This is a genomic window from Microcystis sp. M061S2 (assembly GCF_020245605.1).
Taxonomy (GTDB): Bacteria; Cyanobacteriota; Cyanobacteriia; order Cyanobacteriales; family Microcystaceae; genus Microcystis.
This window is the reverse complement of record NZ_JADBUP010000024.1, coordinates 12,366-37,942: the sequence shown is the minus strand read 5'-3', so window position 1 is coordinate 37,942 and position 25,577 is coordinate 12,366. Positions and strand designations below refer to the sequence as shown.

The window sequence follows — 25,577 nt, the reverse complement described above, 5'->3', positions numbered from 1 at the left end:
TGCCATGGTTAAATCCTCTGTTAAGTCCGATACCGTTGAATTTATCGACCATCTGGAACGCCGGGAGGCGATCGGCAAATTCTGCGAGTATCTTTTCCTCTTCGGTTTACTGATCGGTTTGTTCGTTCTGGCGCTGTTGGTGTTGAATATCGCCCACGATGGACTGGGACGACTCTTAACCCCCGGATTCCTCACGGAAACGCCTTCCCGTTTCCCGGAAAGGGGCGGTATCCGTCCGGCGATCATCGGTAGTTTCTATCTGGGAATTATCGTGCTTCTCGTGGCGGTGCCGATCGGGGTCGGGTCGGCTTTGTATCTAGAGGAATACGCCCCGAAAACGTGGTGGACGGCACTGATCGAGGTGAATATCGGCAATCTGGCCGGGGTTCCCTCGATCGTCTATGGTTTATTAGGATTAGCGGTTTTTAACTATCTGCTCAATTTTGGCCCGACGCTGATTTCCGGCGCGTTAACCCTTGCGCTTCTCTCGCTGCCGGTGATTATCGTCACGGCGCGGGAGGCGATCCGGGCGGTTCCCGATTCCCTACGCCAAGCCTCCTACGGTCTAGGCAGTACCAAATGGCAAACGATCCAACACCATGTTTTACCCTACGCGGTGCCAGGGATTCTCACGGGGGTGATTATCTCCGTGTCGCGGGCGATCGGGGACGCGGCTTCCTTAATGGTCGTCGGCGCGGTTAGTTTCCTCACTTTCGATCCTGGTTTATTCCAACGCTTTATGGCACTACCGATTCAAATTTTCAGCTATATCACCCGTCCCGAACCAGGTTTCGCCAATGCGGCGGCGGCCGCGATTATCGTTCTGATCCTGTTAATTCTCGCCCTCAACGCCATCGCCATCTATCTACGTCAACGTTATTCGACACTGAATTAGGGAAGGCAGCGGGCAAGGGGGTAGATACAGAACCTTCCCTACTCCTGCACTCCCCACTTCTCCAGTACGGGAGGGTTTGCAAACCCTCCCCTCTAAAAAAACCATCGATCTTTAATAAACGATCAGGAGAATTTTTGCCATGACTACCCACCTTAACCCAGATCACAGTGTTTTCGACGCAGAAGGAGTCAAAGTTTTTTATAACGGGTTTCTCGCTCTTCTGGACGTTCATATTAAAATTCCCGCACGAAAAATCATCGCCTTTATCGGCCCGTCTGGTTGCGGGAAAAGTACCCTTTTGCGCTGCTTTAACCGAATGAATGATCTGATCCCCGGCGCCAAGGTGGAGGGAAAACTACTTTACCGAAATCAGAATATTTACGATTCGCAGGTCAACGCAGTCAAGTTACGGCGACAGGTGGGGATGGTTTTCCAACGTCCCAACCCTTTTCCCAAGAGCATTTACGAGAATATCGCCTACGCGCCTCGAACCAACGGTTATCAGGGAAATCTTGAGGAATTGGTCGAGTATTCCCTGCGGCAGGCGGCGATCTGGGAGGAAGTAAAGGACAAACTGAAAGAAAAAGGAACGGCACTATCGGGGGGACAGCAACAGCGCCTCTGTATTGCCCGTGCGATCGCTATGAAGCCAGATGTTTTATTGATGGATGAACCCTGTTCGGCCCTCGATCCCATCTCTACCCGTCAGGTGGAGGAATTGTGCCTACAACTGAAGGAAAGTTACACGATCATTACCGTCACCCACAATATGCAGCAGGCATCGCGGATCGCCGACTGGACGGCGTTTTTTAACACCGAAACCGATCCCTCCGGGAAACGTCGGGGAAAATTAGTCGAATTCAGCCCCACGGAAGTTATGTTCGGTAATCCGCAAACCGACGAGGCCCGCGAGTATATTAGCGGACGATTCGGGTAATCGAAACAGAAAAAAACTCGATAGTCTGTTTTTCAAAACCGTGCGCGGTTTTATCCCGAGACACCCATTGCTATGAATAGAAAGGACTGGATTTTCGCTATTTTGTTGGTTTTTGTCCCGATCTCGATCGCCTGGAATTTCCTCCATTGGGACGTGACGATCATTTTCCTGAGCGCCTGTCTGGCGATCGTTCCCCTGGCCGCTTACATGGGAAAAGCGACCGAGGAAATCGCCGTCGTGGTCGGTCCCAATCTCGGCGGTTTACTGAACGCCACCTTCGGCAACGCTACCGAATTAATTCTCGCCTACGCCGCCCTCGAAGAAGGTTTGATCGAGGTGGTGAAAGCGACGATTACCGGTTCGATTATCGGGAATCTGCTGCTGGTAACGGGCTTATCGATGTTTTTCGGCGGCTTACGCTATAAAGAACAGAAATTCCAGCCCGTGACCGCCCGTTTAAATTCCTCGTCGATGAATCTCGCCGTCGCGGCGATCCTCCTACCCACAACCTTTCAATACACTTCCGCCGCAATCCAGGAGAGCGCCCTACAGCGTCTCTCGGTAGCGTTGGCGGCGGTATTAATTTTTGTGTATTGTCTGAGTCTGCTTTTTTCGATGAAGACCCATACCTATCTTTACGAGGTGGGGGACGCAGCTCTCGATGAAGAGCCAGGAGAAGCCGTAAGCGTAAAAAAGCCGAATCTCTGGCTGTGGGTGGGGATATTACTGCTGGTGACCATCGGGGTGGCGGTCGAATCGGAATTATTAGTTAATACCCTAGAGGAAGCCACGCATAAATTAGGATTAACGACCCTTTTCACGGGGGTGATCCTGCTGCCAATTATCGGCAACGCGGCCGAACACGCCACTGCGGTTAGGGTCGCCTTAAAAGACAAAATGGATCTGGCGGTTTCTGTCACCGTCGGTTCGAGTCTGCAAATCGCACTTTTTGTCGCACCCGTCCTCGTGATTGCGGGTTATTTCCTCGGTCAGCCGATGGCTCTCGATTTCGATCCGTTTGAATTGGTCGCCGTCGCCGTCGCGGTGTGGCTGACTAACTCGATCAGTAACGACGGTCGCTCGAACTGGTTAGAGGGTATATTACTGGTGGCGACCTACACGGTCATCGCTCTCGCTTTCTTTTTCCATTCCGCACCGGGATAGAGCCATCGGTCGTGCGAAATACAGTTTCTCGATCGGGATAGGTAGTAAAATTCTCCCGTTCCGGAACCTTTGAAGGAAAAGCCGAACAAGGTATAACGAACGGACGAACCCGACGGCCATCTTAAGGAAAAAACCATGATCGAGATTGTGATCGCGATATCTACCGGTGTAGCGGCATTCGTCGCCACCAACCTCGACGACATATTGATCCTGACGATTCTCTTCAGCCAAACGGGGAAACTCTTCCGTCGTCGCGATATCGTCATCGGTCAGTATATCGGCTTTAGTCTGCTTGTTATTGCCAGTTTAGCGGGGTTTTTCGGCTGCTTTCTCATCCCTACCCCATGGATTCGCTATCTAGGCCTCGTTCCTGTGATTCTCGGCATCGTTTCCCTTCTCAAAGAAGAGGAGAAGGAGGAGGAGCCGGAGAATGTCGAATTGGACTTAGAGGGTGCGAAACATTCCCCCTTCGGCGTAGCTCAGGGTAAACCCTTCGGTGGTTGGTTTGACCCGCGCACCTATAGCGTGGCTGCGTTGACCGTCGCCAACGGCAGCGATAATATCGGCATTTACGTTCCCCTGTTTGCCAGTAGTACTGTAACAAGTCTGATCGTTATCGTCAGCGTGTTTTTGATTCTGGTGGGGGTTTGGTGTGCGATCGCATACGGGTTGACCAGCGTGCCGACCATCGCCACTATTCTAACCAGTCAGGGAAGTACCTTCGTTCCCTGTGTGCTGATCGGTCTGGGTATTTTTATCGTCAAAGAAAGTATTTCCCTCGCGTTTTTGGCCTTAGCAATTAGCTATCTCTGGGCGATCATCGGTCGCAGTCAGGGACTGGCAAGAAAATAAAGTACCATTTATTTACTAGGCAGAATTATCACATTAAATCTGGTTATTAAAAACTGATTATGTATTCCCCCTTTTGCCTTTTGACTGTCCTTATAAGTAGCCTATACTCAACGGATTTAGTATCACATCCCAAGGGGTGATTCTGAGTAGGGTGTAGGGTTAGGAGATTTTAACTCAGCGAGAACAACGATTTGATGAGTTGCATTCCAGACGTTTTTGACGCTCTGCTAAGATTGTTTTTAGATTCGGTCTTCCGGTTAAGGTTAATCGCCAAGAAGCCCAAATTTCATAGATAATATCCACTAGAAACCCGATAACCGGCCATTTGGTAGCGGCATAAATCCAACCAATGCCTAAAATATCATAGACTTGGCGAAACACTTCCACATTTTGAATAATAGTACCATCGGCTAGTACAGCGTGGATTCGTCCCATGGCCGCCGCGAAGGAAATACCGCCATTTTCCTCTGGATTATAGTTTTCGGCGGCAATATCGACAAAAGCAACTAATCCTCTCCCAGCATCCTGTTTTTGCAGAAAATTAACCTCTCGCAAGCAGAGGGGACATTCTCCATCGTAGAGGAGTTTAATTTTCCAAGAGGGCGATCGAGTAGAATTTTCTAAGGTATCAGCAGATGGAGTCGGTAAAGATGACATGATCTTCTAGGGATTCTCTTTTCAGTGAACAGTGAACAGTAAACAGTAATCAGTGAACTGAAAACTCAAATCCGATCACTGATTACTGACTCCTGATGATTATTTTATGGCAATTCATCAGATTGGATGGGATCACTCTCTATTGGTTCTCGATCGTTGCGTTTTGAGAAACCCCAAGCAAAGAGGATAGCAATTAAACTAATCATAATCCATTCCGGCGGCACAAAATCGGGACTAATCACCCGCAACAGCAGTCTTAAACCCACCAAACCGACGGTGACAAAACCGGCATCTTCTAGGTGGGTGTATTCCTCTAACCAGCGAATAAATAAACCCGCCATAAAGCGCAGGGTAACTACTCCGATCGTACCACCAAGCAGGATCAACCAAGTATCATCGGCCACGGCGATGGAGGTGGTGACACTATCGAGGGAAAAAGCTAAATCAGTAACGGCAATTAGGGGGATAGCTTGCCAGAGAGATTGAAACTTGAGACTATGATGGGTGTGGTCTTTGTCTTCGGGGGAGGCAAAGTAATTAAAGACTAACCAGAGCAAATATACTGCTCCCAAAAGTTCAAACTGCCAGTATTTAACCACCCAGGTGGCGGTAAGAATCAAGACCATCCTGAGAATATAGGCGAAAACTAAGCCAATATTCAAGGCCTGACGTTGACGCTGATGATCTCCTAATCCCTGTGCTATGGAAGCGAGAGCAATGGCGTTATCTGCTGATAATACCGCTTCTAGGGCAATGAGAACCAACAGAATTAACGGGGTTTTTAGACTAAGGGTTAGAGATGAATCAAGGAGCGAGTCTAACATTGAGGCCGCAGGTAAAAATAAATGTAATCATGGCAATACCTCAGCTTAACGCTTTTACAACTTTCTTTTCTAGGGGAGATAACCGTCATCGGGGTGGGGAGATATGAAGTCTTGTAACGAAATGATGCAGAGGACCCCGATGATGTCGGAAAGTATTGGATGAATATCTTTATGAGGAGATAATCAGCAATGCTTTCTGATACTCAAGTTCTAGTCGCTCTGGTAATTGCTTTAATCCCCGGGATTTTGGCTTTTCGTCTAGCGACGGAACTTTATAAGTAAAACCGCTTTCAATAAACCCTGATCCCGTCTGACCTACCTATAGGATAGACCGATTGGGGTTTTTTCAGTGATCAGTCATCAGTTACCAGTTATCAGTGATTGGGTGTAACTTGAAAGTAATTAAGTAGGTAGGCGTTAAAAGTTGTCAGATGCCCCCGCCTATCGGCACCCCCCTTATCAAGGGGGGATTAAAGGCAAAATCCATTTTTAAATTATAACCAGCTACTTAGCCACTTTTCTGACCGATTTTACTTATACTCATAAATCTATGACCGCAGGAACACGAAACCAAACCGACAAAAAACCGAGAAAAAAGCCAAAAAGCGGCAATAAATCCCAAAAATGGCAAGTTATCGAGATTTGGCTGCGAATTATTGCCTATAGCGCTCTTTCGATCACGGCAGTTTTTGCGATCGCTCGTTTGCTACCCTACCAACAGATGCAACAGGCAAAACTGGAAGAAGTGCGTTTGGCAGTCCAAGAAAAGGAGGAACGCGTCAATCAATTACGCGGTCAATTTACTCGCAGCTTCGATCCTAGTCAAGCGCGGCAAGTGATGGGAGAACAAAGTCCCCGACGGGATCCCAATCAAAGACGCATTTTTTGGGTTTCTCAGTAGAATTTATCGAGATAAATTCGTTTTTGAGCAGATTATTTGAGTATTTTGCCGATGCTGGTTGTTCACAACGAAAAAATTCTCGATTTCATTAAATATCGCTACTCTCTGGAGGATATCCAGAGATTATCTGCCTTTTTGTCGGAAAATGATGTCTTGAGATTTCCCCAGCTAGAAAATGGCTTATTTCCAGCAGCATTAGTCAGTAATGAGACAGAATACACGGGTTATGCCAATGTTTGGCTGAGGGATAACGTTTATCTGGCTTATTCTCACTATATTATCGGACAGACAGCGATCGCTGTCAAGAATATTCAGACTTTGATGAACTATTTTCAAAAGTTCCAAAGGCGTTTTATTAATATTATCCAAGGTCGGGTTAATCCTGAAAAGATCATGGAACGTCCTCATATTCGTTTTGAGGGACGTACACTGACGGAAATTGACCAAGTTTGGCAACACGCACAAAATGATTCTCTTGGCTATTTTCTCTGGTTTTATTGTCGTTTAGCACGGGAAAAATATGTTCAGCTTTCCCCCCATTGTTTAGAAACAATTGCCCTATTCCCCTTATATTTTCAAGCGATTAGTTATTGGCAGGATGAGGATAGCGGTCACTGGGAAGAAACCCGCAAAATAGAAGCATCTAGCATCGGGGTTGTGGTAGCGGGATTACGCGAATTAAAAAGGTTATTAATCGAGACAGAGATAAATCTCACAGCTGAAAATCGCAGGATTACACCAGCATTTTTAGCGGACTTAATTGAGATAGGAGAACAAGCTTTATACCGTATTTTACCAGCCGAGTGCCTTCTACCAGTACCGCAAGCGAGAAGTTATGATGCAGCCCTACTTTTTTTGATTTATCCCTTACAAGTGGTGGAGACAAATATCGCCGATCAAATTCTTAATAATGTTATCGTTCACCTTCAGGGAGATTACGGTATTCGTCGCTATTTAGGCGATTCTTTTTGGTGTCGAGACTATCGCTTAATTCCCCCAGAAATCCGCACCACGGTATCGACAGAAAGGGAAAATTGGTTACAGGAACAAGGGAGAGGATTAAACCTAGGCGAAGAAGCACAATGGTGTATTTTTGATCCGATTATTTCTGCCATTTTTGGACTTAAATTCCAGAGTACAGGTCAGGAAAAATACCTCAACCTACAAACCCATTACTTTAATCGTTCTCTCGGACAAATTACGCGAAAAGATTCCCCCGTGGGTGAGTTTAAATGTCCCGAATTATACTATCTAGAACAGGGAAAATATATTCCTAATGATGCCACTCCTCTCCTTTGGACACAGGCTAATTTACAAATCGCATTGGAACTAATTAAGAAAAGTTTAAGCCAATAGTGTAATTCTATTTGACCAGATAAAATTAAAACTATATATAAATTCGAGAGTTAAAAAATGCCTAATAACAACAATCAAACCGATATCAATAAAGCGATCGATGTGTGTATGGAGGAGTATAAAACCCTGAGAACGGAAATTTCGCAAACCATACAAAATCGCACTAATGTTATTGTCTTTGGGGGTGGTTTAGTTTTGACTTTACTGGGAATTGGGATCAGTCCCATCGCTAATCTTCCCATCATGAAAGAGACAACGACTGTTACTAGAATACCCACAGATACAACTACAATAGAAAAGAGAACAGGAAATACAATAAAACAGACAATATCTCATCCAAAAGCGGATAGTAACCACACCAATCAAGAAAAAAATTCAGGGTTAGTTATTAAAGAAAAAGACACAGAAACAGAAACAATATCTCGACAAAACTTTTATGATATTCCAATTGAACGACGAATACCTTCAGCTATTATTCTAGGAATAATAGTTCCCGCCTCTTGTATACTAATCATCCTTCTTGTTAATGGAAATACTTATCTGATTGTTAGAATTGGTAGATATATTGCCACTAATATTGAGCCTAAAATTAATGATTTATACTTTAATAATTTACCTAGTGGTCAAAAGCCTATTATTTGGGAAAGCTATATGCAGACTTTAAAAACTGAAGCAGAAGAAAATACTTGGGTTACGGTTGTTTTTGGTGGTATTGCATTAGTCGCAAATGTAGGTGGTATTTTTTCCATATTCAACATATCAAACAATATGTTTTTTTTATTAATCTTATTATTTTATTTAGTAATAATTATATTTATCTTCTCATGGTGGGAATCGACAATGAGAACAAAAATTACCCAGTTAAGAGACGGTGAAGGAAGTTTAAGAAAAATTTGGTACAAAGGAATTAACATAGAAAATAAAGAGGTGAAAAGTACACGAATATTTTGGAAGTCTAACCATAGAGTATGGGAAATGTATAAAATAGTAAAATCAATGATTGATGATAGAACTAATGCTATTATTGAGATAGAAAATGACTCATTAAAGTCGAGACTGCAAACTTTAGGTGAAGTTGACCTAGCTAATCAAGTACAGAATACTAAAGATTCGATGCAAGCACAAGGAGCAGATAAACAATACCTTTTAAATAAACTTATTAATAATTGTTTTAAAAATCTTCTTAATAAAATTAAAAATTACAGTAGAACTACGAAATATAATCCACCTTTCTATTTTAACTTAGACAATGGTGGAGTAAAAGACGTTAACAATATCCCAGAATTACTCGAATTATGTATAGATAATCCCAATAAATTTAAAGAACACATGGACAAAGGAGATTTTGAGCGTTGGCTGGATAATATAGAGATAGGGGAAACAGAACTAGCAAATATAGCTCAGGCAACTCGCGAGAAAATTTTCCCCAACGATAATGAGCGCCTACATTATTTTCTCAGAGAATGCTGTCTAGTCTTGATTGGGAGAAACCCTTAATATTTCCTAACAAAAACTTGATTTGATCGCCGACTACCTACAAGATAAAGAAAGAGCGTATGAGATAGGGAATTTACAAGAGGGTAAAAATTAAAATCTTTCTGATTTCAAGCTACCAACGACCGGCGCTAGTCACTGAAAACCGAAAACTGATAACTGAAACCTGATAAACTGAAACCTGAAAACTGATAACTCACATCTGATAACTCACATCTGAAAACTGAAAACTGAAAACTGAAAACTGAAAACTGATAACTGATAACTGAAATGACTCGATCCTATTTTGCTACTACCGCGAGGGGACTAGAAGAAATTGCCGCTAGGGAATTAGAATTCCTAGGGGCCAAAGAAGTGAAACCCGTATTCACGGGAGTCCATTTTCAGGGAGATCTGGCCCTACTCTATCGAGTCAATCTTTGGTCAAGAATTATTTTTCGGGTTTTGGTTCCCATTGCCGAAATTCCCTGTGGGGATGGGAAGGAACTGTATGATGGTATTCAAGCCATTGATTGGCGCGATTATCTCACCAGTGAGGAAACTTTAGCGGTACAATGTACGGGAACGAACGATCGCCTCAATCACACCCATTACACCGCCTTAAGCATCAAAAACGCTATTATCGACCAACAGCGTCAACAGGGGAATCCCCGTTCTTTTGTGGATACAGAAAATCCCGACCTGCAAATTAACGCTCATATCGAGAAAAATCGCTGTGTGCTTAGTTTAGATAGTTCTGGTCACAGTTTGCATCGTCGCGGGTATCATCGGGCCATGGGAGTCGCACCTCTGAAAGAAAGTCTCGCCGCTGCTTTGGTAGAATTATCGGCATGGCAGGATGATATGGCGCTTTTGGACCCTTTCTGTGGTTCGGGAACTATTGTCATCGAAGCGACGTTAAAAGCTTTAAATATTGCCCCCGGTTTATCTCGTTCCCAGTTCGGATTTCAGAAATGGCCAGACTATCAACCGGATTTATGGCAATCTTTGCTTCAGGAAGCTAAAGAAAAACAAAAATCTCAGCTAAATGCGCCAATTTATGCTAGTGATGCCGATTATGAGGTTCTACATCAGGCCGAGGATAACGCCTATTTTTGTCAAGTGCAGGACCATATTAATTTTAGCTTGCAAAGCATCACCGACTTAGAACCGGCGAGCGATCGAGGGATTATTCTCTGTAATCCCCCTTACGGCAAAAGATTGGGCAATACCGAAGAATTAGGGACCCTATATAAATCCTTCGGTGATGTCTTGAAACAGAGGTTTAAGGGTTGGACAGCCTATATTTTATCGGGAAACAAAGAACTGACCAAACAAATCGGTCTGCGTTCTTCCCGTCGCACTCCCTTGTATAACGGTTCTTTGCCCTGTACCCTCTTAAAATATGAGTTGTATTAACTACATCAAAACCTTGAGACTGTCAAGGGCTAAATGAACATTTTGACGAACTGAGGCGGCAGAAGTGTGTAGATCCAGACGTTCAGCATCGGTCAAACGCACTTCCAGAATACTTTCCACACCCCGGCATCCTAGGCGACAGGGAACCCCCAGATAAACATCCTGTAAACCGTATTCACCCTTGAGATAGGCTGCCGCCGGCAGTAAACGGGATTGATTTCTCAATATCGTCTCGACCATGGTACAGGCAGAGGAAGCAGGGGCGTAATAAGCACCGCCAGTTTGCAGTAATTTGACGATTTCAGCCCCACCGTTGCGAGTTCTCTCCACTAGACGATTAATCGTCATCTCGTCCATTAATTCGGTAATCGGCACACCACTGACGGTACAGTAACGGGGTAGGGGTAACATTAAATCACCGTGACCACCCAAAACCATAGCATGAACGTCGGCGGTACTAACCCCCAATTCCATGGCGATAAAGGTTTGTAAACGGGAAGAATCGAGGACTCCAGCCATTCCCATCACTCTTTGGGGGGGTAAACCGGTTGCTTGCCAGACTAGATAGGTCATCACATCAAGGGGATTAGTGATGACGATAAAAATGGCCTCTGGAGAATACTTGAGGCATTTAGTGGCGGCCTCGACGACAATTTTAGCATTGACATTCATGAGATCATCGCGACTCATGCCCGGTTTTCTGGCTAATCCGGCCGTAATCACGACAATATCCGAGCCTGCCGTGTCTTCGTAGTTATTAGTGCCGATAATCTCGCTGTCGTGCAGTTCTATGCCCTGAGCTTCCATCAAATCTAGGGCAATACCCTGGGGCAAACCATTGACGATATCGAGGAGAACTACATCGGCGAGGTTTTTTTCGGCGATGCGTTGGGCCAGGGTGCGTCCGACGTTACCAGCACCAATAACCGAGACTCGGGGCGATTGACAGGGGAGGGGTGTATCGTAGAAGTCAACCATGATTTATGGATGAGGCAATATCCTCATCAGGCGGGTTCCAGTTGTTCGAGCTTTAGCCACACACTGGGGGTAGGAACATAGAATTTAATCAAAGCGTAATCATCTTTTACATCCAAGACTTCTGCTGTCGAGTTGAACATATAACTGGGTAAACGGCGATCGCTGGCTAGGGCTTCGAGGCTATTTTCTAGGTTTCCCGTCACCACGCGGACTAAAGCTCCTTTCTTAATTGTAGCTGCCATGTTTTTCTCGTTAAATTTGCTGGGGGTTTCTCCCATAAATTGTTACATATTCGGGCAGACCTCTGACAAGAGGAGGTGGAGAGCTTTTTTCAGTCAACAGTGAACTGATAACCGATACCAAAGGCCGAATCTAAAACCTAATTGGTTAAGCTAAAAGCTTTGATCTACTTAGTTTCTATCCTTCTTTTTAGGTAGGAGAATTGCCAGATTCTTTCTTTTGCATGAGTGCCTGTCGCCCCTTGCCTTCAGAAACTGATAACTAATTCAAGGCTGATGGCTTTTTGGCTTAAGATAAAGTTTAGCCCTCGATCGAGTTCTCGTGTTTTCATGGTTTTACAACTGCGCGTCTACGTTCCCGAACACCCTCTGGTTAAGCATTGGCTGGCGATCGCCCGCGATCAAAATACCCCCTCGGTACTGTTTAAAACAGCGATGACGGAACTAGGGCGCTGGTTAACCTACGAAGCGGCGCGGCAATGGCTGCCGACCCTGGAAACTAGCGTTAAAACCCCTCTAGCGGAATGTCCCGCTACTTTTATCGATCCTAGCGTACCGATCGCCGTAGTCCCAATTTTACGCGCAGGATTAGCCCTGTTGGAAGGGGCGCAAAGTCTTTTACCCCTAGCTAGTACCTATCACCTCGGTTTAGCCAGAAATGAGGAAACCCTGGAGGTGAGTTGTTATTTAAATAAATTACCGGCTAGTTTTGATCCGGCCACGAGAGTGTTAATTCTGGAACCGATGTTAGCCACGGGGGGATCAATTTCAACGGCAATGGCAGAAATTACCAGCAGAGGCGTTGATCCTGCCCTAATTCGCCTGATTTCGGTGGTGGCTGCCCCGCCGGCTTTACAGAAATTGAGTCAGAATTATCCCAGCTTGAACATCTATACGGCTATTATCGATGAAGGACTAAATAGCCGTGGTTACATCGTGCCGGGGTTGGGCGATGCCGGCGATCGAGCTTTTGGAACCTATTAGGAGAAAAACGGATTATGAGTCAGCGAGATGGGTTTGCGGGCGGTTTTTTAGCCGGTGCGATTGTCGGTGGTTTAGTGGGCGGTGTTTTGGGGACAGTGTTGGCTAATCGCAGCCGCCGCGGTTTAGCAGCTGGTGATAATCAGTCCTTTGTGGAGGGTATCCGCCATGGGCGCTTGACTCCCGAGGAAGGCATGGAAATGGCCCGCCGCAGTTTAGAAGATAAAATTGCCCAGTTAAATCTAGCGATCGATGATGTGCGTCAACAGTTAGGATCGGTACAGGAAAACGGCAGCGATCGTTAAATAGGGCTGGCTGAATAAATCTCAAAACCTTTTTGGATAAGCTCTGCCCGCGCATTTAAATTGCTTGTTGAGATGAGGCAAGAGGCAAGGGGCAAGATTTTCCGTTAGAATTAGCAGTAATCAAACACCACGCTTGCAGGAGCTATTATGTGACAGTTGAGGGTGCGGAATGTGGGTTCCAATATCCGTATGAGGCGAAAGTCTCATGTACGGTTCCGAATGGGAGGGGATGGGGGCGACTCTATTCTCGACCCCTAATAATTTCCCTGTTATTATCATTTTTATCTAGCCGACGGCTGACGGCTGACCGCTTCAAGATCACTGATCACTAAAATCACCGCGACGTTGGATCAGGTCTGAGGGGCTAAGATTGGAGACGAAATTGCGAAAAGCTTGACGTTCCTCTTCATCCGCGTCACGATCGACAGGAATAGAAGCGGAAGCGATCACTTCTTCCATTACCCAGACGGGACTGTTGGTACGCAGGGCAATAGCGATCGCATCACTGGGACGACAATCGATTTCTTTTTTGACTTCGCCGCGCTGGAGACAGAGAACAGCATAAAAAGTATTATCTTGGAGAGAATGGATGACAATTTTTTCTAAATCCATGTCCCAAGCTTTAAAAATATTAACGATCAAATCGTGGGTGAGAGGACGAGGGGGTTTTTGTTGTTCGAGGACGGTCATAATGGCCTTAGCCTGATCTTGTCCGATGTAGATAGGTAGGGCGCGACGCTCAGAACCATCCTTCAGCAGTACAATGGGACTGCGAGTGATAGCGTCTAGGGCAATTCCAGCGACTTTCATTTCGATCATGGCTTATGGCTTCTCCAAGATAGAGATTCAGCTAGGGAAGGAGTGGGAAAGCAACCTGAATAATATAGTGCTTCGTTACACTCACAGTATGCCCTAAGATGGCGGAGATTAGCCTCATCTTTAATGAAAAAAATACATCAGCTGCCGTCAGTAGATAGGAGTCAGGAGTCAGGAGTCAGGATACCCCGATCCAATCTTGCTGCTTTTTGCTCCCCACTCCCCGCTCCCCAATTCATAATTCATAATTGATAATTGATAATTCCCTCTACCCACTCCCCACTCCCACTTCCCAACTAAATTACTTAATTTGTGCTACGATAATAGTTTTGGGATAAATTTAAATAGGAGCAGACTGTCTGTATGTCTCGTTATAGAGGACCGCGCTTGCGCGTTGTGCGTCGTTTAGGGGAATTACCAGGCTTAACCCGTAAAAATGCCCGTCGTGCCTATGCACCCGGGCAACATGGCCAGGCCCGCAAAAAACGTTCAGAATATGCCATTCGTCTAGAAGAAAAACAAAAACTGCGTTTTAACTACGGTGTCAGCGAGAAACAATTAATTCGCTATGTCCGCAAAGCTCGCCGGGCTACCGGTTCCACCGGTCAGGTGCTGCTGCAACTCTTAGAAATGCGTCTGGATAATACCGTTTTCCGTCTCGGTATGGCCGGGACAATTCCGGGGGCGCGACAATTAGTCAATCACGGTCACGTCACCGTTAACGGTAGAGTTGTGGATATTGCCAGTTATCAGTGCCGTCCGGGTGATGTGATTGGAGTTAGAAATCAAGAGCGTTCCCAAGATCTAGTCAAAAGAAATATGGAATACCCCGGTTTAGCCAACCTGCCGAGTCATTTGGAATTTGACAAAAACACCCTCGTGGGCAAAGTGAATGGCGTTGTGGAAAGAGAATGGATTGCCCTCTCGATTAATGAACTGTTAGTAGTGGAATACTACTCTCGGAAAGTCTAGGAAAAAAGCCTTTTCCAGATACCTTGAGGACGCAATTGGCAGCGTCCTTATTTTATTGGCTAAATTTAGTATTTTTGATTGTACATGGGGCTGGCTAACATCCGACTGCGAATGGCAGAACCTCAACTGGCTCCCCCTACTGATAACTCCCCTGAACAGTTACAGTTAAGAGAGTGGTCCGTTACCACCCACTTCTAAATGGGATATTATCAACATGAAAAATCAATTATCTCAGCTTTATGAAACTGATTTTAATTTGTGGATTGAGCAAACCGTCAATCACTTAAAAAAGGGCAATTTACAGGCCCTTGATTTAGATAACTTAATCGAAGAAATATCCGATATAGGACGTAATAATAGACGGGAGGTATTCAGTCGTTTAAAAGTTCTCTTGATCCACTTACTTAAATGGCAATATCAATCGGAAAAACGGACTAATAGCTGGATAAATACCATTGATGAGCAAAGAGAACAATTAGAGCTTATTTTTAGGGATAGTCCCAGCTTAAAACCCTATTTAGCCGATATTTTCGCAGAATGTTATCAAAAGGCAGTGCGAGGGACGGTAAATGAAACTAATTTACCAAAAGAAACTTTTCCGGTTGATTGTCCTTTTACCCAAGAACAGGTTTTAAATTGTGATTATTTTCCTGAAAATAGCTTTTGAACAATGGATATAGCAGTTTTAGGAGAAAATCGCCCTGCTGTCAAGACTGATTTTTTTCTTGCCAAATAGCCAAGGCCATTTGATGAACAAATCGCCAAGGTAGATGGTGCTGACGGGCAATAGCGGCACAATCTTCGTATTCTGGTTGTACGGTAATCGGTTGATTAATTGACTCTTTGTAGGCAACTTTTAGCCGAATTTGTCCATAGACAGTATCGATCGATTGTATCTCTCTTTTTAAGATTGATCGCTCTTGAATTGTCCTTCTAATGCCTAAAGTTGTGGTTTCCTGAAAGATCATATTTTCACAAATAGCAATTTTATCCAAGGCACAAATTACTGTCAAAAGTATCCCTAAACGGGATTTTTTCATAGTAATTGCTTGACTAAATACATCTAAAGCCCCTGCTTGTAATAAAGCCTCACTTAAATAGGCGATCGCTTGCGGATTTAAGTCATCAATTTGAGTTTCTAAAACTGCCACAGTTTCGATTTCATCTAGCTTTTCTGGTGTTTTTTTCCCTAACCAAAGCCGGACAAGATTGGGAATCGGTAAATCTTTTGTACCTGCCCCTAAACCGACCTTTTCTAACTGCATTTTCGGCGGTTTACCGAAACTTTTAGCTAAAGTTGTCACAATAGCTGCCCCCGTGGGTGTTACTAACTCCGCTGCGATGCCATTACTATAAATTGGTACTTGTCGCTGACTGACCAATTGTACTACTGCTGGCACGGGAACTGGTAAACGACCATGGGCGGCCTGAACTGTACCGCCGCCGGTGGGTAGAGAAGAACAGTATAATTCACTCACCGATAGCCAATCCAAACCCAAACAAGTCCCGACGATATCAACAATGGCATCGGTTGCCCCCACTTCGTGAAAATGCACCTTTTCCGGCGCGATCCCGTGAACGGCTCCTTCTGCGATCGCCAGTTGTTGAAAAACCGCTAAACTCCATTCTCGGACTTTCTGGGGTAAATTTGCCTGTTTAATTAAATTTTCAATCTCCGGTAAATGGCGAGCGGGGGTATGATGGTGATGGTGGTGATGATAATCGGACTTCTCGGCAGTGACATCGACGTGAACCTTAGTGGCAATTTGACCGCGACGATGCACTTTTTCGGCCCTTAACTGATATTCATCCTCGATTCCTAAAGTTTTTAGTTGTGCAATCAGGTATTCTAAGGGGACTCCTAAATCTACTAACGCCCCTAAACACATATCCCCGGCGATTCCCGTGGGACAATCCCAATAGGCGACGATTTTGCTATCATGGCTACTATTTACTCTCTCCATCCGGAAAATCCCCAACAACGTTCTATCCAAGAAATCTGTCATGCCCTGAAAAATGGGGCAATTATGCTTTATCCTACCGATACCGTCTATGCGATCGGTTGCGATCTCAATGTGAAATCTGCCGTCGAACGAGTTCGCCAAATCAAGCAACTATCTAATGATAAACCCTTGACGTTTCTCTGTTCTTCTTTGTCGAATATTTCCGAGTACGCAGTGGTCAGCGATTATGCTTATAAGATTATGCGACGAGTTATACCCGGTCCCTACACTTTTCTCTTACCGGCGACTAAATTAGTGCCGAAAGTGGTGATGAATCCGAAGCGGAAAACCACCGGTATCCGGGTTCCCGATCACGTTATCTGTCGCACTATTCTCGAAACCCTAGAAAATCCCATTATCTCTAGTTCTGCCCATCTTCCCGATCAGGAGGGGGATTTTCCCACCAAGGGATTAGAATCCGCTAGGTTATTCGATGCCCTCGATCATATCGTTGATTTAATTATCGAAGATGGTTCGGCTCCTGGTTCGGAAGTGTCAACCATTGTTGATTTTACCTGCGATCAACCGGATATCGTGCGTCAAGGTTTGGGTTGGCCAGAATTACAACAATGGTTATAACGAAGACAGGAGACAGGAGGCAGGAGTCAGGAGTCAGGAGTCAGGAGACAGGAGATTATTTTTATTTATTCTTCCCACACCCCACACCCCACACCCCACACCCCACTTCCCCACACCCCACACCCCACTTCCCCACACCCCACACCCCACACCCCACTGATAACTGATAACTGATAACTGATAACTGTATCGGTTATTGCGACTTTTTATTTCCTGAAAACCGTCTTGTGGAAGCCAAGTTAGTTGCTTAAGATGGAGATAATCGCAGTCAGAGAAAACCTCTCAAGGAAATTATTACTATGGCTTTCACTCTTTATTCTCCCTTCCTAGAAATTAATTCTGTCCAACGTCAAATCGATCAACTTTTTCAAGAAGTATTACCGACAACTTCATTGGTATCTCGTCCCCCGGTGGAAATCTCCGTTAACGAGGATTCCGTGCAATTAAAAATCGAATTACCCGGTATGGATATTAAAGATATCGATGTGGAGGTTAGCAAGCAAATGGTGGCTATTAATGGGCAACGTGAACGCCCTGCCGAGGTGGAAAAAAGCGAATTTTATTATGGTAAATTTAGTCGCTTGATCACCCTGCCAGTAGAGGTGCAAAATAGCCAAGTTACCGCTAACTATCAAGATGGTATTCTTTATCTCACCCTACCGAAAGCGTCGGCAGAAAAAAATAAAGTGGTGAAAGTTAATCTTGGTTAGATGAGAAAAAGACTGGAGAAATTCTCCAGTCTTTGGTTTTATTTGTAGTCGCTAACTGTTAATGGGGTTCTTTGCCATTTACGTTAACGGGACGGGGTTGAATAACACCAAAACCGCCGTGATTGCGTTGATAGATAACGTTGATTTCGTTCGTGTCTTTGTTGCAGAACATAAAGAAATCGTGATCGACTAATTGCAATTGTGTTAGTGCTTCCTCAATAGTCATCGGTGGCATGGCAAAGTATTTCATCCGCACTACTTCCGCAGGTAATTCGGGAGTGCGATCACCGATTAGGCTATCATCTAAGGGTTTCTCTTGCACCACCTCGCTAGTTTTAACGGTGGCGTTGGTGCGATGATCCACCAATCTTTCTTTATACTTGCGGAGTTGACGAGCGATTTTATCAGAAACTAAATCAATACTCGCGTATAAATTTTCGCTTCCTTCTTGAGCGCGAATCACTGTTCCATTAGCATAAACCGTTACTTCCGCTTTGTGGCGATCAGGAATGCGTGCATTCTTTTCCACGGAGAGGTGAACATCCACTTTTGTGGTCATGCCGTTAAAATGTTTCACCGCTTTCTCCAGCTTTTGTTCCACATAATCATGAATAGCTTCGGTGACAGCGATATTATTGCCCTGAATCAATAGCTTCATACTCACTACTCCATCTAAAAATTTTGCTATAGACCGTCCACATCAACTATTTTTAAGGGATGTTGATGCTAGGAATTTAATCCTCAAAAATCTGCTCGATCACGCTGTTGTTAGAGGTCACAGTCTAGATATTGTCGGTGTTCTCTTTCTCTTTTTTTTGTCGGATCGCGCGGAAAATTCATCGGGTCGAGCGCCTATTTGCAACTGGATTTATCTGCCTCTATTCTAACAAGTTTCTCTAAACCTTCTCTTAACAGAAATGCGAAGTTCTGTTAACTTTTATTTAAAGAAACCGATTTTGGCCGCCAGCAAGGGAATCCGGTGATTGTTTCTCCTGTGCGACGGTTAACCTCGGAATAGATGGGATAACCTTAGATTAGCACTTAGTATTCTCCCCAACATATATATCTTCCCTTCTTTTAATCTTCCTTTGCGCTCTTTTACATTTCTTAAATATTTTGACAAATCTCGCAATGAATGCTCAAAAAATACCTCGTCTCTGCGGGCTGAAAATTCAGGCAATCACTCCCTATTCCCTGACCTGGGCGCAACAGCGATCGCTGGTGGCGGCGAGAATTGCCGATCCCGACTTACCCGATGTGCTGCTGCTGCTGGAACATCCCCCCGTTTACACCCTTGGTACTGGTTCAGATATTAAGTTTATTAAATTTAATCTTGACAAAACCGACAAAGAAGTGTACCGAATCGAGCGAGGAGGCGAAGTCACCTATCACTGTCCGGGGCAGTTAGTGGGCTATCCGATCCTCAATTTGCGCTATTATCAGCAGGATTTACACTGGTATTTGCGACAATTGGAAGAAGTCATCCTGCAAACTATCGCTATTTATGGATTGTCGGGGGAAAGAATCGGGGGCTTGACGGGGGTATGGGTAGAAGGGTATAAAATAGCGGCGATCGGTATTAAAGTTAGTCATTGGATTACCTATCATGGTTTTGCCCTCAATGTTTGTCCAGATTTAAGCGGGTTTGCCGAGATTATTCCCTGTGGGATTGCTAATAAACCCGTGGGCAGTTTACAGCAGTTTCTGCCTAATATTAGTCTTATGCAAGTACAGCAAGATTTATCGAGAGTTTTCGCCTCAGTTTTCGGTGTGGAATTATTTTCTCTTGACAAGGATTAACATGAGCGATCGCAAAGACCCAGAAAAACTCGCCGCGGAAAATAGGGCTGATAACCCCGAAAATAACGGTAAAACCAGTTTATCGGCCCCCGATGCCTCCGAATACGTCTCCTCTTTATCTTCGCGTAATCCTGTGCGTCAGCGCATCCTAGTATTAAAAGATCTTCGACCGGGTAACGCGGGGTTACTACTGGCCCCCCTGATGCTGATGACCATCGGCCTCGTCTTTAGCTGGGACTGGTTAGGCTTTTCTGGGGCGATAGTAGCGATATTAATATCTTTACAGGTGATTTTGCCCTCTATTCGCCAGTGGATCGCCCATTATCTCACCCCCTCTGAACGTCAGACGGTTTTCGCTTTTATAGTTTTTATAGCTGCTCTGGCCGGATTAGGGAAATATTTAGGAGTTTACGAGCGCATATTGCGGTGGTTAGACAGTTTTAAATACGATGAGTTCGGTTCCTGGGCCGAGTGGGTGGGGGCCTTGGGACAGATTATGATCGCCGTGTTAGCTGTCTATGTGGCCTGGGAACAGTACGTTATTTCTAAGGATTTAACCATACAGCAAAATCGCATTACCCAACAACAGACGATCGATTCCTATTTTCAGGGGATTTCCGATCTAGCCTTGGATGAGGAGGGATTTTTAGAAGATTGGCCCCAGGAAAGAGCGATCGCAGAAGGTCGCACCGCTTCCATCCTCAGCAGTGTCGATGCCTCTGGAAAAGCGAAAATACTGCGTTTTTTGAGTCAATCGCGGCTATTATCACCGATTAAACGAGATCGTTATCTGGGCCGACCGATTCTAGACGGGGAAGGGGGTTACGCGGAGGATCGAGAGTTCGGTACAAGAGTAGTACAATTGGGAGTAATGTTAGCCGGGGCCGACATTTCCGGGCAGGATCTGCGCTGGACGGATTTAAGCGAAGCGAATATGGTGCGGGCCGATTTAAGTTATAGCGATTTGGTAAAAGCAAATTTATCGCGGACAATTCTCTACGAAGCTAATTTAAGAGGGGCAGATATGAAAGGGATGCGTTTATTTTATGGTTCCCTGGAAAATGCCACCCCCCGCAGTCGTACCGTTCCCCCCAATTATGACAGCGGAGAACACACGGGAGCAGTGGTAGAAAATGTCAATTTTACCGGGGTGAAAAATATGAGCGAGGAACAACGTCACTATTGTTGTCGTTGGTGTGGGGAAAAGTCCCGCGCAACCATTCCGGGGGGATGTGCTGATATTGCCAATCTTTTGGGACGATAAGAGACCTCCGGTCAAAATCGGTAATGATTTGCTATTGAGGGTATGCTGAAAAAGTTTTTCAGCATACCCTAATTGTAGTTGTGCCGCCTGCACGCAATCCCTTAACTCCTCACTCAATTGATAATTTTCCGCCCCAACGATCCTGGGGGATAAAAGTCCGCTCTAGATTAATTTTGGCCACGGGTTCTGTGAGGGTAAATTCTCCCGATTCGATTAGTGCTTTTAATTCTAAAGCGGCTTCCCGGGCCAAGGAAATACTGGCCAAAGGAGCAACCCTAACACTTTTTCCCTCGATCATAATCCGACCGCTTTTTAGTTTAGCGTAGGTGATTAAACCAAAGGTAGGACGGACTCGCCGGGGAATGGAAAAATCCACCACTGGAGCGACAATTTCCTCATCTTTTACCGCACAATGTCGAACAATTTCCTCGCTTAAAATCGGAATCGGTACTGCTACCCCTAACATTAAAGAAGCCCCATAATTTTTGAAATAACAACCCCGCACCCAGCGAGCATTCATTTGTTTAGCATCCCCAATTAAGGCTAAGGTGGAAGCGGGACCAATAGGAGTGCGATTTTGTAGGCGTTTTTGCAGGGGAAAATGTTGGGTTCCTTCCCAGGCAATATAACCGATTCCTCCTCCCAAAAAAAGGCGCGTACCGATGCCTATAGCCTCTAAATCGGGGTCATTTAACAGGGGAGAAATTGCCCCGGGGTTAGAATAAACTGCATTACCTAATCGCGGCTGTAGTGGTCCTAAATAAGTATATAAAGTCCGCTCTCCCCCATTGACTCCGACGATAAAATTCTGGTAGAGATTGCGAGGATTAAAAAGATAAAATTGATTAATAGTCTCCTTAGAAATAATCGTTTCAAAAGAAGTGCGAGGATAACAATCGGTGGTCTGGCCGACAGCGCGCAATTGAATCGATTTTCCAGCGATTAAATCCTCAATAATATGTCCGCCGCCCCTTTCGGGATTCTCTCCCTCTAAATTCTCATTTTTGGCCACTAGATCACTAATAGCACTGGCTCCTAAGTATAGATCCACCGCCCCAAAACCAGCATAAGCAGGAATCCCATCTAACCAACATTGACGAATTTTGATCGGCGGATCCGTCTGACCTAAATTAATAATTGCCCCCGAAGATTCCATCGGTTCAAAAGTTCCCGTACAAACCACATCTACTTGGGAAAAAATCTCCTTAATTCCCATCTCGCTCACGCGGCTTTTTAATTCCTCTACTGTCCAGACTACAGCCGTTTTTTTAGCGATTTTGTCGTTGATTTCAGCGATTGTTCTCATAATAAAAATTGACCAGATGGTGGTTAGGGAGCTTTTTGCTGTTGTCAGTAAACAGTAATCAGATTTGAGTTTTAAGTGAGTGGTATTAACTGAGCAGTATTAAATGGCCGTAACAGTGCTGTCTTTTCACTGATTACTGATTACTGATGACTGATCACTGTTATAAGATGAAAAAGGGAAAATTTACGATCAAAGCTTTTCTATGACAGTTACACCCGTTCCGGCCTCCTTTAATCCTGTTTCTGGTCTAGTTAACCGTATTCTCGGCATAAAACCGCTTTTTGACATCGCTCGCTATCAGGCGCGCAATATGATGATTAAAAGAGCCGAAAAACTAGGCGTACCTTGGCGGGAAACCGTCAAACAATGGCAACAACGGGATTGGAGTTGGGAACTGCAAGCGGTAGAAAATCCCGATCTCGTCTATCCCGAATACTACGTTTGTTCTTTCCACGCTTACGAAAAGGGCAATTTAGACTGGTTGCCAGCCTTTGAGGTAGAATCTGCCGCCTATGCTGTCCATTCTACCATCTGGCCCGGGGCGGGGATGGACGGCGATCCGCGATTGCGGCGGGAATATCACCGGATATTAAAAGAGCAAATCAAGGCAGAAATTAACGATATTGTCGATTTAGGCTGTAGTGTCGGCATGAGCAGCTTTGCACTGCAAGATACTTATCCTCAAGCGCGGGTAACTGGGTTAGATCTCTCTCCCTACTATTTAGCCGTTGCCCAATACCAAGCTCAACAAAAACAAAAGACGATTCAATGGCAACACGCAGCCGCAGAAAAAACTCAATTACCCAGTCAGTCCTACGATCTGGTATCTTCGTTTTTAATGTTCCACGAACTACCCCAACAGGCTACTAGAGAAATTTTCGCCGAAGCGCGTCGTTTATTGCGATCGGGGGGTTATTTGACGCTGATGGATATGAATCCGCGCTCGGAAATTTATCGAAAAATGCCCCCTTATGTCCTAACCTTACTCAAGAGTACCGAACCCTATCTCGATCAATATTTTACTCTCGATATCGAACAGGCATTAGTTGAAGCGGGGTTTGAAACACCGATCATTACCCCCACCAGTCCCCGACATCGGGCGATTGTTGCGCGGGTTTCCGAATCATAATTTTGAGGTAATCAATGAAGATAATTTTTCGTCAAAGCTGGACAAAGATATTAACTATTGTCCCTCTCTTCCTGTTAATTTTTGCCAGCAAAACTCTCGCCCATCATGCTATGGGAGGGCAAACTCCCGATAATTTTTGGAACGGATTTTTATCGGGTTTAGCTCACCCAGTTATCGGTTTAGATCATTTAGCTTTTGTGGTGGCTAGTGGTTTAATTGCTGTGGGCATGGAACAGGGTTTATTAATTCCGATCGCTTTTGCGATTGCCACTTTAATCGGGACAGGCATTCATTTACAGGGAATAAATTTACTTTTTCCTGAAGGGATTGTTGCCCTTTCTGTGGTGATTTTTGGCGTGGTTTTAACCCTGAAAAAAGGGTTACAAACTCATTCTAATCTCTATACGATCGCTCTGGCAACTCTGGCAATGATTGCGGGAATTTTCCACGGTTATGCCTACGGAGAATCAATTATCGGGGCGCGAGTTGCCGCTTTAGTTGCCTATTTAATCGGTTTTACCGTCATCCAATTAGCGATCGCATCTGGTGCTTTTTTCCTTGGCAGTGTCATTAAGGAAAAATTAGCCAAGCAAGCGACTCTAATTAGTAAGTTAATCGGATTAGCAATTATGGCGATCGGTACAACTTTCTTACTAGGAATTAAGTAAATTAATCTCGATGGGGCTAATTATTAATGGCTCTCTTGAGGTTATGGTGATCAGCAAATCTGATCGAAGAAAGGGCGTACACTATACGCCCCTACCAAACAAGTGCGGGAGAGCCGCTGAATTGAAAGAGGAGTTAGGAATTTAGTCCTCAAAGAAAAAATAAGTCAGATAAATCTAACAATAATCCTAATTCCTACCCCTACTATTTTTTTAGGTTTCACAGGGGAAGTAACCAAACAGTTTTTTATAATCAGAGGCCAGATATCCTCGATGAAAAAAACCTAATTCTTCGGCAATTTCATAAACTAATTTTGTCTGATTATTTTGGTTAAGAGATTGATGTAAAGCATTAAGACGAAGCAATTTAAAATAATTGTAAGGAGACATTTGATAGAAGTCTTTAAATATATATTCTAAGGTGCGTTGACTTACTTCTAAGTTTTGACAAATCGCTGGAATAGTCAGATCAGAACGCAGATTTTTTCTCATCATTTCTTCTGCTTTTTTGAGGATAGAGGTGCGTCTGATAGCGTTTTTAGGGGTTTTAATATCTTTGGTTACTGCTAAAGTCAAAAGAAAATCTTTGACAATTTCTTCTTTTAATTTTTGACCGACAAAATTCAATCTTAATGCTTTTCTTTTCCCAGATATTTGTTGACGATCTAAATTAAATAGCATTTGATAAAGTTGATGACAAGATTGTTGGAGATGACGAATTTTTTCCGATGGGCAAATCACAATAGAAGAAGCGGAAGAATTTAAAAACTTTTTCGCTTCTGGTAACTCTAAAGTTTGGCACAATTGTTGCAGATAATTATCATGAACGTAAAGCTGAAAACGATTGGAAAAGGGATGTTGAAAAACGGAAATTTCTGATTTAGGGGGGACAATCCCAAGATAGTTATTTTCTAATGGATACAAATTTTGGAAGAAGACAGAATTCACCTGAACAGGAATCGCAAAAACCCACATTTTAGAATGGATTACTCCCACAACATTCGTTAAACAATTACGTTGCGATAATTCTAACATCACTTCATCGATGATGATCCTTGAAAGATACCCTTCAAAATTATCGCCACTGAGTTGTAAAGCATCTAAGTTGACAAATTCTCGATTCTGAAAATAGCGAGAAAAGTCACAAACATATTCACTTTTAAAGGTTAATTCCTGAGAATCAATTAAAATATCGGTTTTACTGTCAAAAATAAACATCTATATATAACTATTTGGTTATTGAGTAAAGTTAAGCTTTTTTGCCCATCAATTTAAAAACTTGCGTTTTTTGGATCATCTTAGCATAGAGGACTGAGTAGTATGAGTTACAGCAAAGTTGATTTATTAATTTT

Annotated in this window: 28 protein-coding genes; 19 read left to right on the top strand and 9 right to left on the bottom strand. The window is 44.2% G+C overall.

Translation table 11 applies throughout. The annotated features are described in order from the left end of the window. Positions 1-4 precede the first annotated feature (4 nt). From pstA to IM475_RS05390, 4 genes are all read left to right on the top strand, one after another. Positions 5-895 (top strand): phosphate ABC transporter permease PstA, encoded by an 891-nt coding sequence (pstA, locus tag IM475_RS05405; RefSeq protein ID WP_002738206.1) that lies wholly within the window; start codon positions 5-7, stop codon positions 893-895. Between the two features lie 139 nt (positions 896-1,034). Then, positions 1,035-1,832, top strand: a complete 798-nt coding sequence (pstB, locus tag IM475_RS05400) for a phosphate ABC transporter ATP-binding protein PstB (RefSeq protein ID WP_287726921.1) — start codon at positions 1,035-1,037, stop codon at positions 1,830-1,832. Between the two features lie 72 nt (positions 1,833-1,904). Next, positions 1,905-2,996 carry a calcium/proton exchanger gene (cax, locus tag IM475_RS05395; RefSeq protein ID WP_287726920.1) on the top strand — a complete coding sequence of 364 codons (1,092 nt, stop codon included), beginning with the start codon at positions 1,905-1,907 and terminating at the stop codon, positions 2,994-2,996. Positions 2,997-3,131: 135 nt separating this feature from the next. Next, a complete protein-coding gene (locus tag IM475_RS05390) occupies positions 3,132-3,848 on the top strand; it encodes a cadmium resistance transporter (protein ID WP_287726919.1) in 717 nt (238 codons plus the stop codon). A 174-nt stretch (positions 3,849-4,022) separates the two neighbouring features. On the opposite strand, the gene IM475_RS05385 is transcribed toward IM475_RS05390, so the two are convergent. Both IM475_RS05385 and IM475_RS05380 read right to left on the bottom strand, forming a co-directional pair. Further along, on the bottom strand, positions 4,023-4,505 hold the full coding sequence (locus IM475_RS05385; protein WP_287726918.1) for a thiol-disulfide oxidoreductase DCC family protein: 483 nt from the start codon (positions 4,503-4,505) through the stop codon (positions 4,023-4,025). A 104-nt stretch (positions 4,506-4,609) separates the two neighbouring features. Continuing rightward, positions 4,610-5,329, bottom strand: a complete 720-nt coding sequence (locus IM475_RS05380; protein WP_002737049.1) for a TerC family protein — start codon at positions 5,327-5,329, stop codon at positions 4,610-4,612. Positions 5,330-5,518: 189 nt separating this feature from the next. On the opposite strand from IM475_RS05380, the gene psaM reads away from it, so the two are divergent. The 5 genes from psaM to IM475_RS05355 all read left to right on the top strand — a co-directional run bounded on the left by psaM (position 5,519) and on the right by IM475_RS05355 (position 10,478). Continuing rightward, entirely contained in the window at positions 5,519-5,611 is a 93-nt protein-coding gene (psaM, locus tag IM475_RS05375) for a photosystem I reaction center subunit XII (protein WP_012264462.1), read from the top strand. 268 nt (positions 5,612-5,879) lie between these two features. Continuing rightward, a complete protein-coding gene (locus IM475_RS05370) occupies positions 5,880-6,230 on the top strand; it encodes a slr1601 family putative cell division protein (protein WP_287660450.1) in 351 nt (116 codons plus the stop codon). 51 nt (positions 6,231-6,281) lie between these two features. Then, positions 6,282-7,586 (top strand): glycoside hydrolase family 15 protein, encoded by a 1,305-nt coding sequence (locus tag IM475_RS05365; protein ID WP_287726917.1) that lies wholly within the window; start codon positions 6,282-6,284, stop codon positions 7,584-7,586. A 57-nt stretch (positions 7,587-7,643) separates the two neighbouring features. Continuing rightward, positions 7,644-9,083 carry a hypothetical protein gene (locus IM475_RS05360; protein WP_287726916.1) on the top strand — a complete coding sequence of 480 codons (1,440 nt, stop codon included), beginning with the start codon at positions 7,644-7,646 and terminating at the stop codon, positions 9,081-9,083. A gap of 267 nt (positions 9,084-9,350) precedes the next feature. Further along, complete coding sequence (locus tag IM475_RS05355; protein ID WP_287726915.1) at positions 9,351-10,478, top strand: THUMP domain-containing class I SAM-dependent RNA methyltransferase; 1,128 nt, start codon at positions 9,351-9,353, stop codon at positions 10,476-10,478. Here the strand turns inward: IM475_RS05355 and mdh are convergent, their stop codons facing one another. Further along, a complete protein-coding gene (gene mdh / locus IM475_RS05350; protein WP_002786991.1) occupies positions 10,479-11,456 on the bottom strand; it encodes a malate dehydrogenase in 978 nt (325 codons plus the stop codon). It abuts the gene before it with no gap. 26 nt (positions 11,457-11,482) lie between these two features. After that, positions 11,483-11,698, bottom strand: coding sequence for an NAD(P)H-quinone oxidoreductase subunit O (locus IM475_RS05345; protein WP_002782591.1), 216 nt, complete (start codon positions 11,696-11,698; stop codon positions 11,483-11,485). A 327-nt stretch (positions 11,699-12,025) separates the two neighbouring features. Here IM475_RS05345 and upp point away from each other — a divergent pair, with 327 nt between their 5' ends. Continuing rightward, positions 12,026-12,679 (top strand): uracil phosphoribosyltransferase, encoded by a 654-nt coding sequence (upp, locus tag IM475_RS05340; protein ID WP_016516455.1) that lies wholly within the window; start codon positions 12,026-12,028, stop codon positions 12,677-12,679. A 14-nt stretch (positions 12,680-12,693) separates the two neighbouring features. After that, complete coding sequence (locus IM475_RS05335) at positions 12,694-12,981, top strand: ssl2009 family thylakoid membrane protein (RefSeq protein ID WP_002803502.1); 288 nt, start codon at positions 12,694-12,696, stop codon at positions 12,979-12,981. A gap of 318 nt (positions 12,982-13,299) precedes the next feature. On the opposite strand, the gene IM475_RS05330 is transcribed toward IM475_RS05335, so the two are convergent. Next, positions 13,300-13,800 (bottom strand): bifunctional nuclease family protein, encoded by a 501-nt coding sequence (locus tag IM475_RS05330; RefSeq protein ID WP_287660493.1) that lies wholly within the window; start codon positions 13,798-13,800, stop codon positions 13,300-13,302. Positions 13,801-14,160: 360 nt separating this feature from the next. Between IM475_RS05330 and rpsD the strand changes: the two genes are divergently transcribed. Next, positions 14,161-14,769 (top strand): 30S ribosomal protein S4, encoded by a 609-nt coding sequence (rpsD, locus tag IM475_RS05325; RefSeq protein ID WP_002798058.1) that lies wholly within the window; start codon positions 14,161-14,163, stop codon positions 14,767-14,769. Between the two features lie 214 nt (positions 14,770-14,983). Beyond that, positions 14,984-15,436, top strand: a complete 453-nt coding sequence (locus IM475_RS05320; RefSeq protein WP_287726914.1) for a DUF29 domain-containing protein — start codon at positions 14,984-14,986, stop codon at positions 15,434-15,436. A gap of 40 nt (positions 15,437-15,476) precedes the next feature. On the opposite strand, the gene larC is transcribed toward IM475_RS05320, so the two are convergent. After that, positions 15,477-16,733: a nickel pincer cofactor biosynthesis protein LarC gene (larC, locus tag IM475_RS05315; RefSeq protein WP_287726913.1), complete on the bottom strand. Its 1,257-nt coding sequence runs from the start codon at positions 16,731-16,733 to the stop codon at positions 15,477-15,479. On the opposite strand from larC, the gene IM475_RS05310 reads away from it, so the two are divergent. Beyond that, positions 16,710-17,351, top strand: a complete 642-nt coding sequence (locus IM475_RS05310) for an L-threonylcarbamoyladenylate synthase (RefSeq protein WP_002803551.1) — start codon at positions 16,710-16,712, stop codon at positions 17,349-17,351. The genes larC and IM475_RS05310 overlap by 24 nt on opposite strands. A gap of 299 nt (positions 17,352-17,650) precedes the next feature. Beyond that, positions 17,651-18,061: an Hsp20/alpha crystallin family protein gene (locus IM475_RS05305; RefSeq protein ID WP_287726912.1), complete on the top strand. Its 411-nt coding sequence runs from the start codon at positions 17,651-17,653 to the stop codon at positions 18,059-18,061. A 58-nt stretch (positions 18,062-18,119) separates the two neighbouring features. Here the strand turns inward: IM475_RS05305 and hpf are convergent, their stop codons facing one another. Beyond that, positions 18,120-18,719, bottom strand: a complete 600-nt coding sequence (hpf, locus tag IM475_RS05300) for a ribosome hibernation-promoting factor, HPF/YfiA family (protein WP_149987279.1) — start codon at positions 18,717-18,719, stop codon at positions 18,120-18,122. A gap of 473 nt (positions 18,720-19,192) precedes the next feature. Here hpf and lipB point away from each other — a divergent pair, with 473 nt between their 5' ends. Both lipB and IM475_RS05290 read left to right on the top strand, forming a co-directional pair. After that, entirely contained in the window at positions 19,193-19,861 is a 669-nt protein-coding gene (lipB, locus tag IM475_RS05295) for a lipoyl(octanoyl) transferase LipB (RefSeq protein WP_287726911.1), read from the top strand. Between the two features lies 1 nt (position 19,862). Beyond that, a complete protein-coding gene (locus IM475_RS05290; RefSeq protein ID WP_287726910.1) occupies positions 19,863-21,125 on the top strand; it encodes a pentapeptide repeat-containing protein in 1,263 nt (420 codons plus the stop codon). Positions 21,126-21,234: 109 nt separating this feature from the next. On the opposite strand, the gene IM475_RS05285 is transcribed toward IM475_RS05290, so the two are convergent. Next, positions 21,235-22,431, bottom strand: coding sequence for a homocysteine biosynthesis protein (locus IM475_RS05285; RefSeq protein WP_287726909.1), 1,197 nt, complete (start codon positions 22,429-22,431; stop codon positions 21,235-21,237). A gap of 202 nt (positions 22,432-22,633) precedes the next feature. Here IM475_RS05285 and IM475_RS05280 point away from each other — a divergent pair, with 202 nt between their 5' ends. After that, on the top strand, positions 22,634-23,560 hold the full coding sequence (locus IM475_RS05280) for a class I SAM-dependent methyltransferase (RefSeq protein WP_287726908.1): 927 nt from the start codon (positions 22,634-22,636) through the stop codon (positions 23,558-23,560). Positions 23,561-23,574: 14 nt separating this feature from the next. Then, positions 23,575-24,228 carry a HupE/UreJ family protein gene (locus IM475_RS05275; protein WP_287726907.1) on the top strand — a complete coding sequence of 218 codons (654 nt, stop codon included), beginning with the start codon at positions 23,575-23,577 and terminating at the stop codon, positions 24,226-24,228. A 210-nt stretch (positions 24,229-24,438) separates the two neighbouring features. Here IM475_RS05275 and IM475_RS05270 read toward each other — a convergent pair whose 3' ends face one another. Beyond that, positions 24,439-25,443, bottom strand: a complete 1,005-nt coding sequence (locus tag IM475_RS05270) for a helix-turn-helix domain-containing protein (RefSeq protein WP_287726906.1) — start codon at positions 25,441-25,443, stop codon at positions 24,439-24,441. Positions 25,444-25,577 lie beyond the last annotated feature (134 nt).

What these genes read in the sequence shown, in the direction of transcription:
- lipB (WP_287726911.1), top strand. Translation starts at nt 19,193, where the DNA reads ATGAATGCTCAAAAAATACCTCGTCTCTGCGGGCTGAAAATTCAGGCA.
- IM475_RS05270 (WP_287726906.1), bottom strand. Translation starts at nt 25,443, where the DNA reads ATGTTTATTTTTGACAGTAAAACCGATATTTTAATTGATTCTCAGGAA.
- IM475_RS05370 (WP_287660450.1), top strand. Translation starts at nt 5,880, where the DNA reads ATGACCGCAGGAACACGAAACCAAACCGACAAAAAACCGAGAAAAAAG.
- IM475_RS05335 (WP_002803502.1), top strand. Translation starts at nt 12,694, where the DNA reads ATGAGTCAGCGAGATGGGTTTGCGGGCGGTTTTTTAGCCGGTGCGATT.
- IM475_RS05385 (WP_287726918.1), bottom strand. Translation starts at nt 4,505, where the DNA reads ATGTCATCTTTACCGACTCCATCTGCTGATACCTTAGAAAATTCTACT.
- IM475_RS05275 (WP_287726907.1), top strand. Translation starts at nt 23,575, where the DNA reads ATGAAGATAATTTTTCGTCAAAGCTGGACAAAGATATTAACTATTGTC.
- pstA (WP_002738206.1), top strand. Translation starts at nt 5, where the DNA reads ATGGTTAAATCCTCTGTTAAGTCCGATACCGTTGAATTTATCGACCAT.
- IM475_RS05280 (WP_287726908.1), top strand. Translation starts at nt 22,634, where the DNA reads ATGACAGTTACACCCGTTCCGGCCTCCTTTAATCCTGTTTCTGGTCTA.
- IM475_RS05285 (WP_287726909.1), bottom strand. Translation starts at nt 22,431, where the DNA reads ATGAGAACAATCGCTGAAATCAACGACAAAATCGCTAAAAAAACGGCT.
- IM475_RS05320 (WP_287726914.1), top strand. Translation starts at nt 14,984, where the DNA reads ATGAAAAATCAATTATCTCAGCTTTATGAAACTGATTTTAATTTGTGG.
- upp (WP_016516455.1), top strand. Translation starts at nt 12,026, where the DNA reads ATGGTTTTACAACTGCGCGTCTACGTTCCCGAACACCCTCTGGTTAAG.
- IM475_RS05305 (WP_287726912.1), top strand. Translation starts at nt 17,651, where the DNA reads ATGGCTTTCACTCTTTATTCTCCCTTCCTAGAAATTAATTCTGTCCAA.
- IM475_RS05360 (WP_287726916.1), top strand. Translation starts at nt 7,644, where the DNA reads ATGCCTAATAACAACAATCAAACCGATATCAATAAAGCGATCGATGTG.
- IM475_RS05380 (WP_002737049.1), bottom strand. Translation starts at nt 5,329, where the DNA reads ATGTTAGACTCGCTCCTTGATTCATCTCTAACCCTTAGTCTAAAAACC.
- IM475_RS05355 (WP_287726915.1), top strand. Translation starts at nt 9,351, where the DNA reads ATGACTCGATCCTATTTTGCTACTACCGCGAGGGGACTAGAAGAAATT.
- mdh (WP_002786991.1), bottom strand. Translation starts at nt 11,456, where the DNA reads ATGGTTGACTTCTACGATACACCCCTCCCCTGTCAATCGCCCCGAGTC.
- IM475_RS05290 (WP_287726910.1), top strand. Translation starts at nt 19,863, where the DNA reads ATGAGCGATCGCAAAGACCCAGAAAAACTCGCCGCGGAAAATAGGGCT.
- IM475_RS05390 (WP_287726919.1), top strand. Translation starts at nt 3,132, where the DNA reads ATGATCGAGATTGTGATCGCGATATCTACCGGTGTAGCGGCATTCGTC.
- cax (WP_287726920.1), top strand. Translation starts at nt 1,905, where the DNA reads ATGAATAGAAAGGACTGGATTTTCGCTATTTTGTTGGTTTTTGTCCCG.
- larC (WP_287726913.1), bottom strand. Translation starts at nt 16,733, where the DNA reads ATGGAGAGAGTAAATAGTAGCCATGATAGCAAAATCGTCGCCTATTGG.
- IM475_RS05365 (WP_287726917.1), top strand. Translation starts at nt 6,282, where the DNA reads ATGCTGGTTGTTCACAACGAAAAAATTCTCGATTTCATTAAATATCGC.
- pstB (WP_287726921.1), top strand. Translation starts at nt 1,035, where the DNA reads ATGACTACCCACCTTAACCCAGATCACAGTGTTTTCGACGCAGAAGGA.
- psaM (WP_012264462.1), top strand. Translation starts at nt 5,519, where the DNA reads ATGCTTTCTGATACTCAAGTTCTAGTCGCTCTGGTAATTGCTTTAATC.
- IM475_RS05310 (WP_002803551.1), top strand. Translation starts at nt 16,710, where the DNA reads ATGGCTACTATTTACTCTCTCCATCCGGAAAATCCCCAACAACGTTCT.
- IM475_RS05330 (WP_287660493.1), bottom strand. Translation starts at nt 13,800, where the DNA reads ATGATCGAAATGAAAGTCGCTGGAATTGCCCTAGACGCTATCACTCGC.
- IM475_RS05345 (WP_002782591.1), bottom strand. Translation starts at nt 11,698, where the DNA reads ATGGCAGCTACAATTAAGAAAGGAGCTTTAGTCCGCGTGGTGACGGGA.
- rpsD (WP_002798058.1), top strand. Translation starts at nt 14,161, where the DNA reads ATGTCTCGTTATAGAGGACCGCGCTTGCGCGTTGTGCGTCGTTTAGGG.
- hpf (WP_149987279.1), bottom strand. Translation starts at nt 18,719, where the DNA reads ATGAAGCTATTGATTCAGGGCAATAATATCGCTGTCACCGAAGCTATT.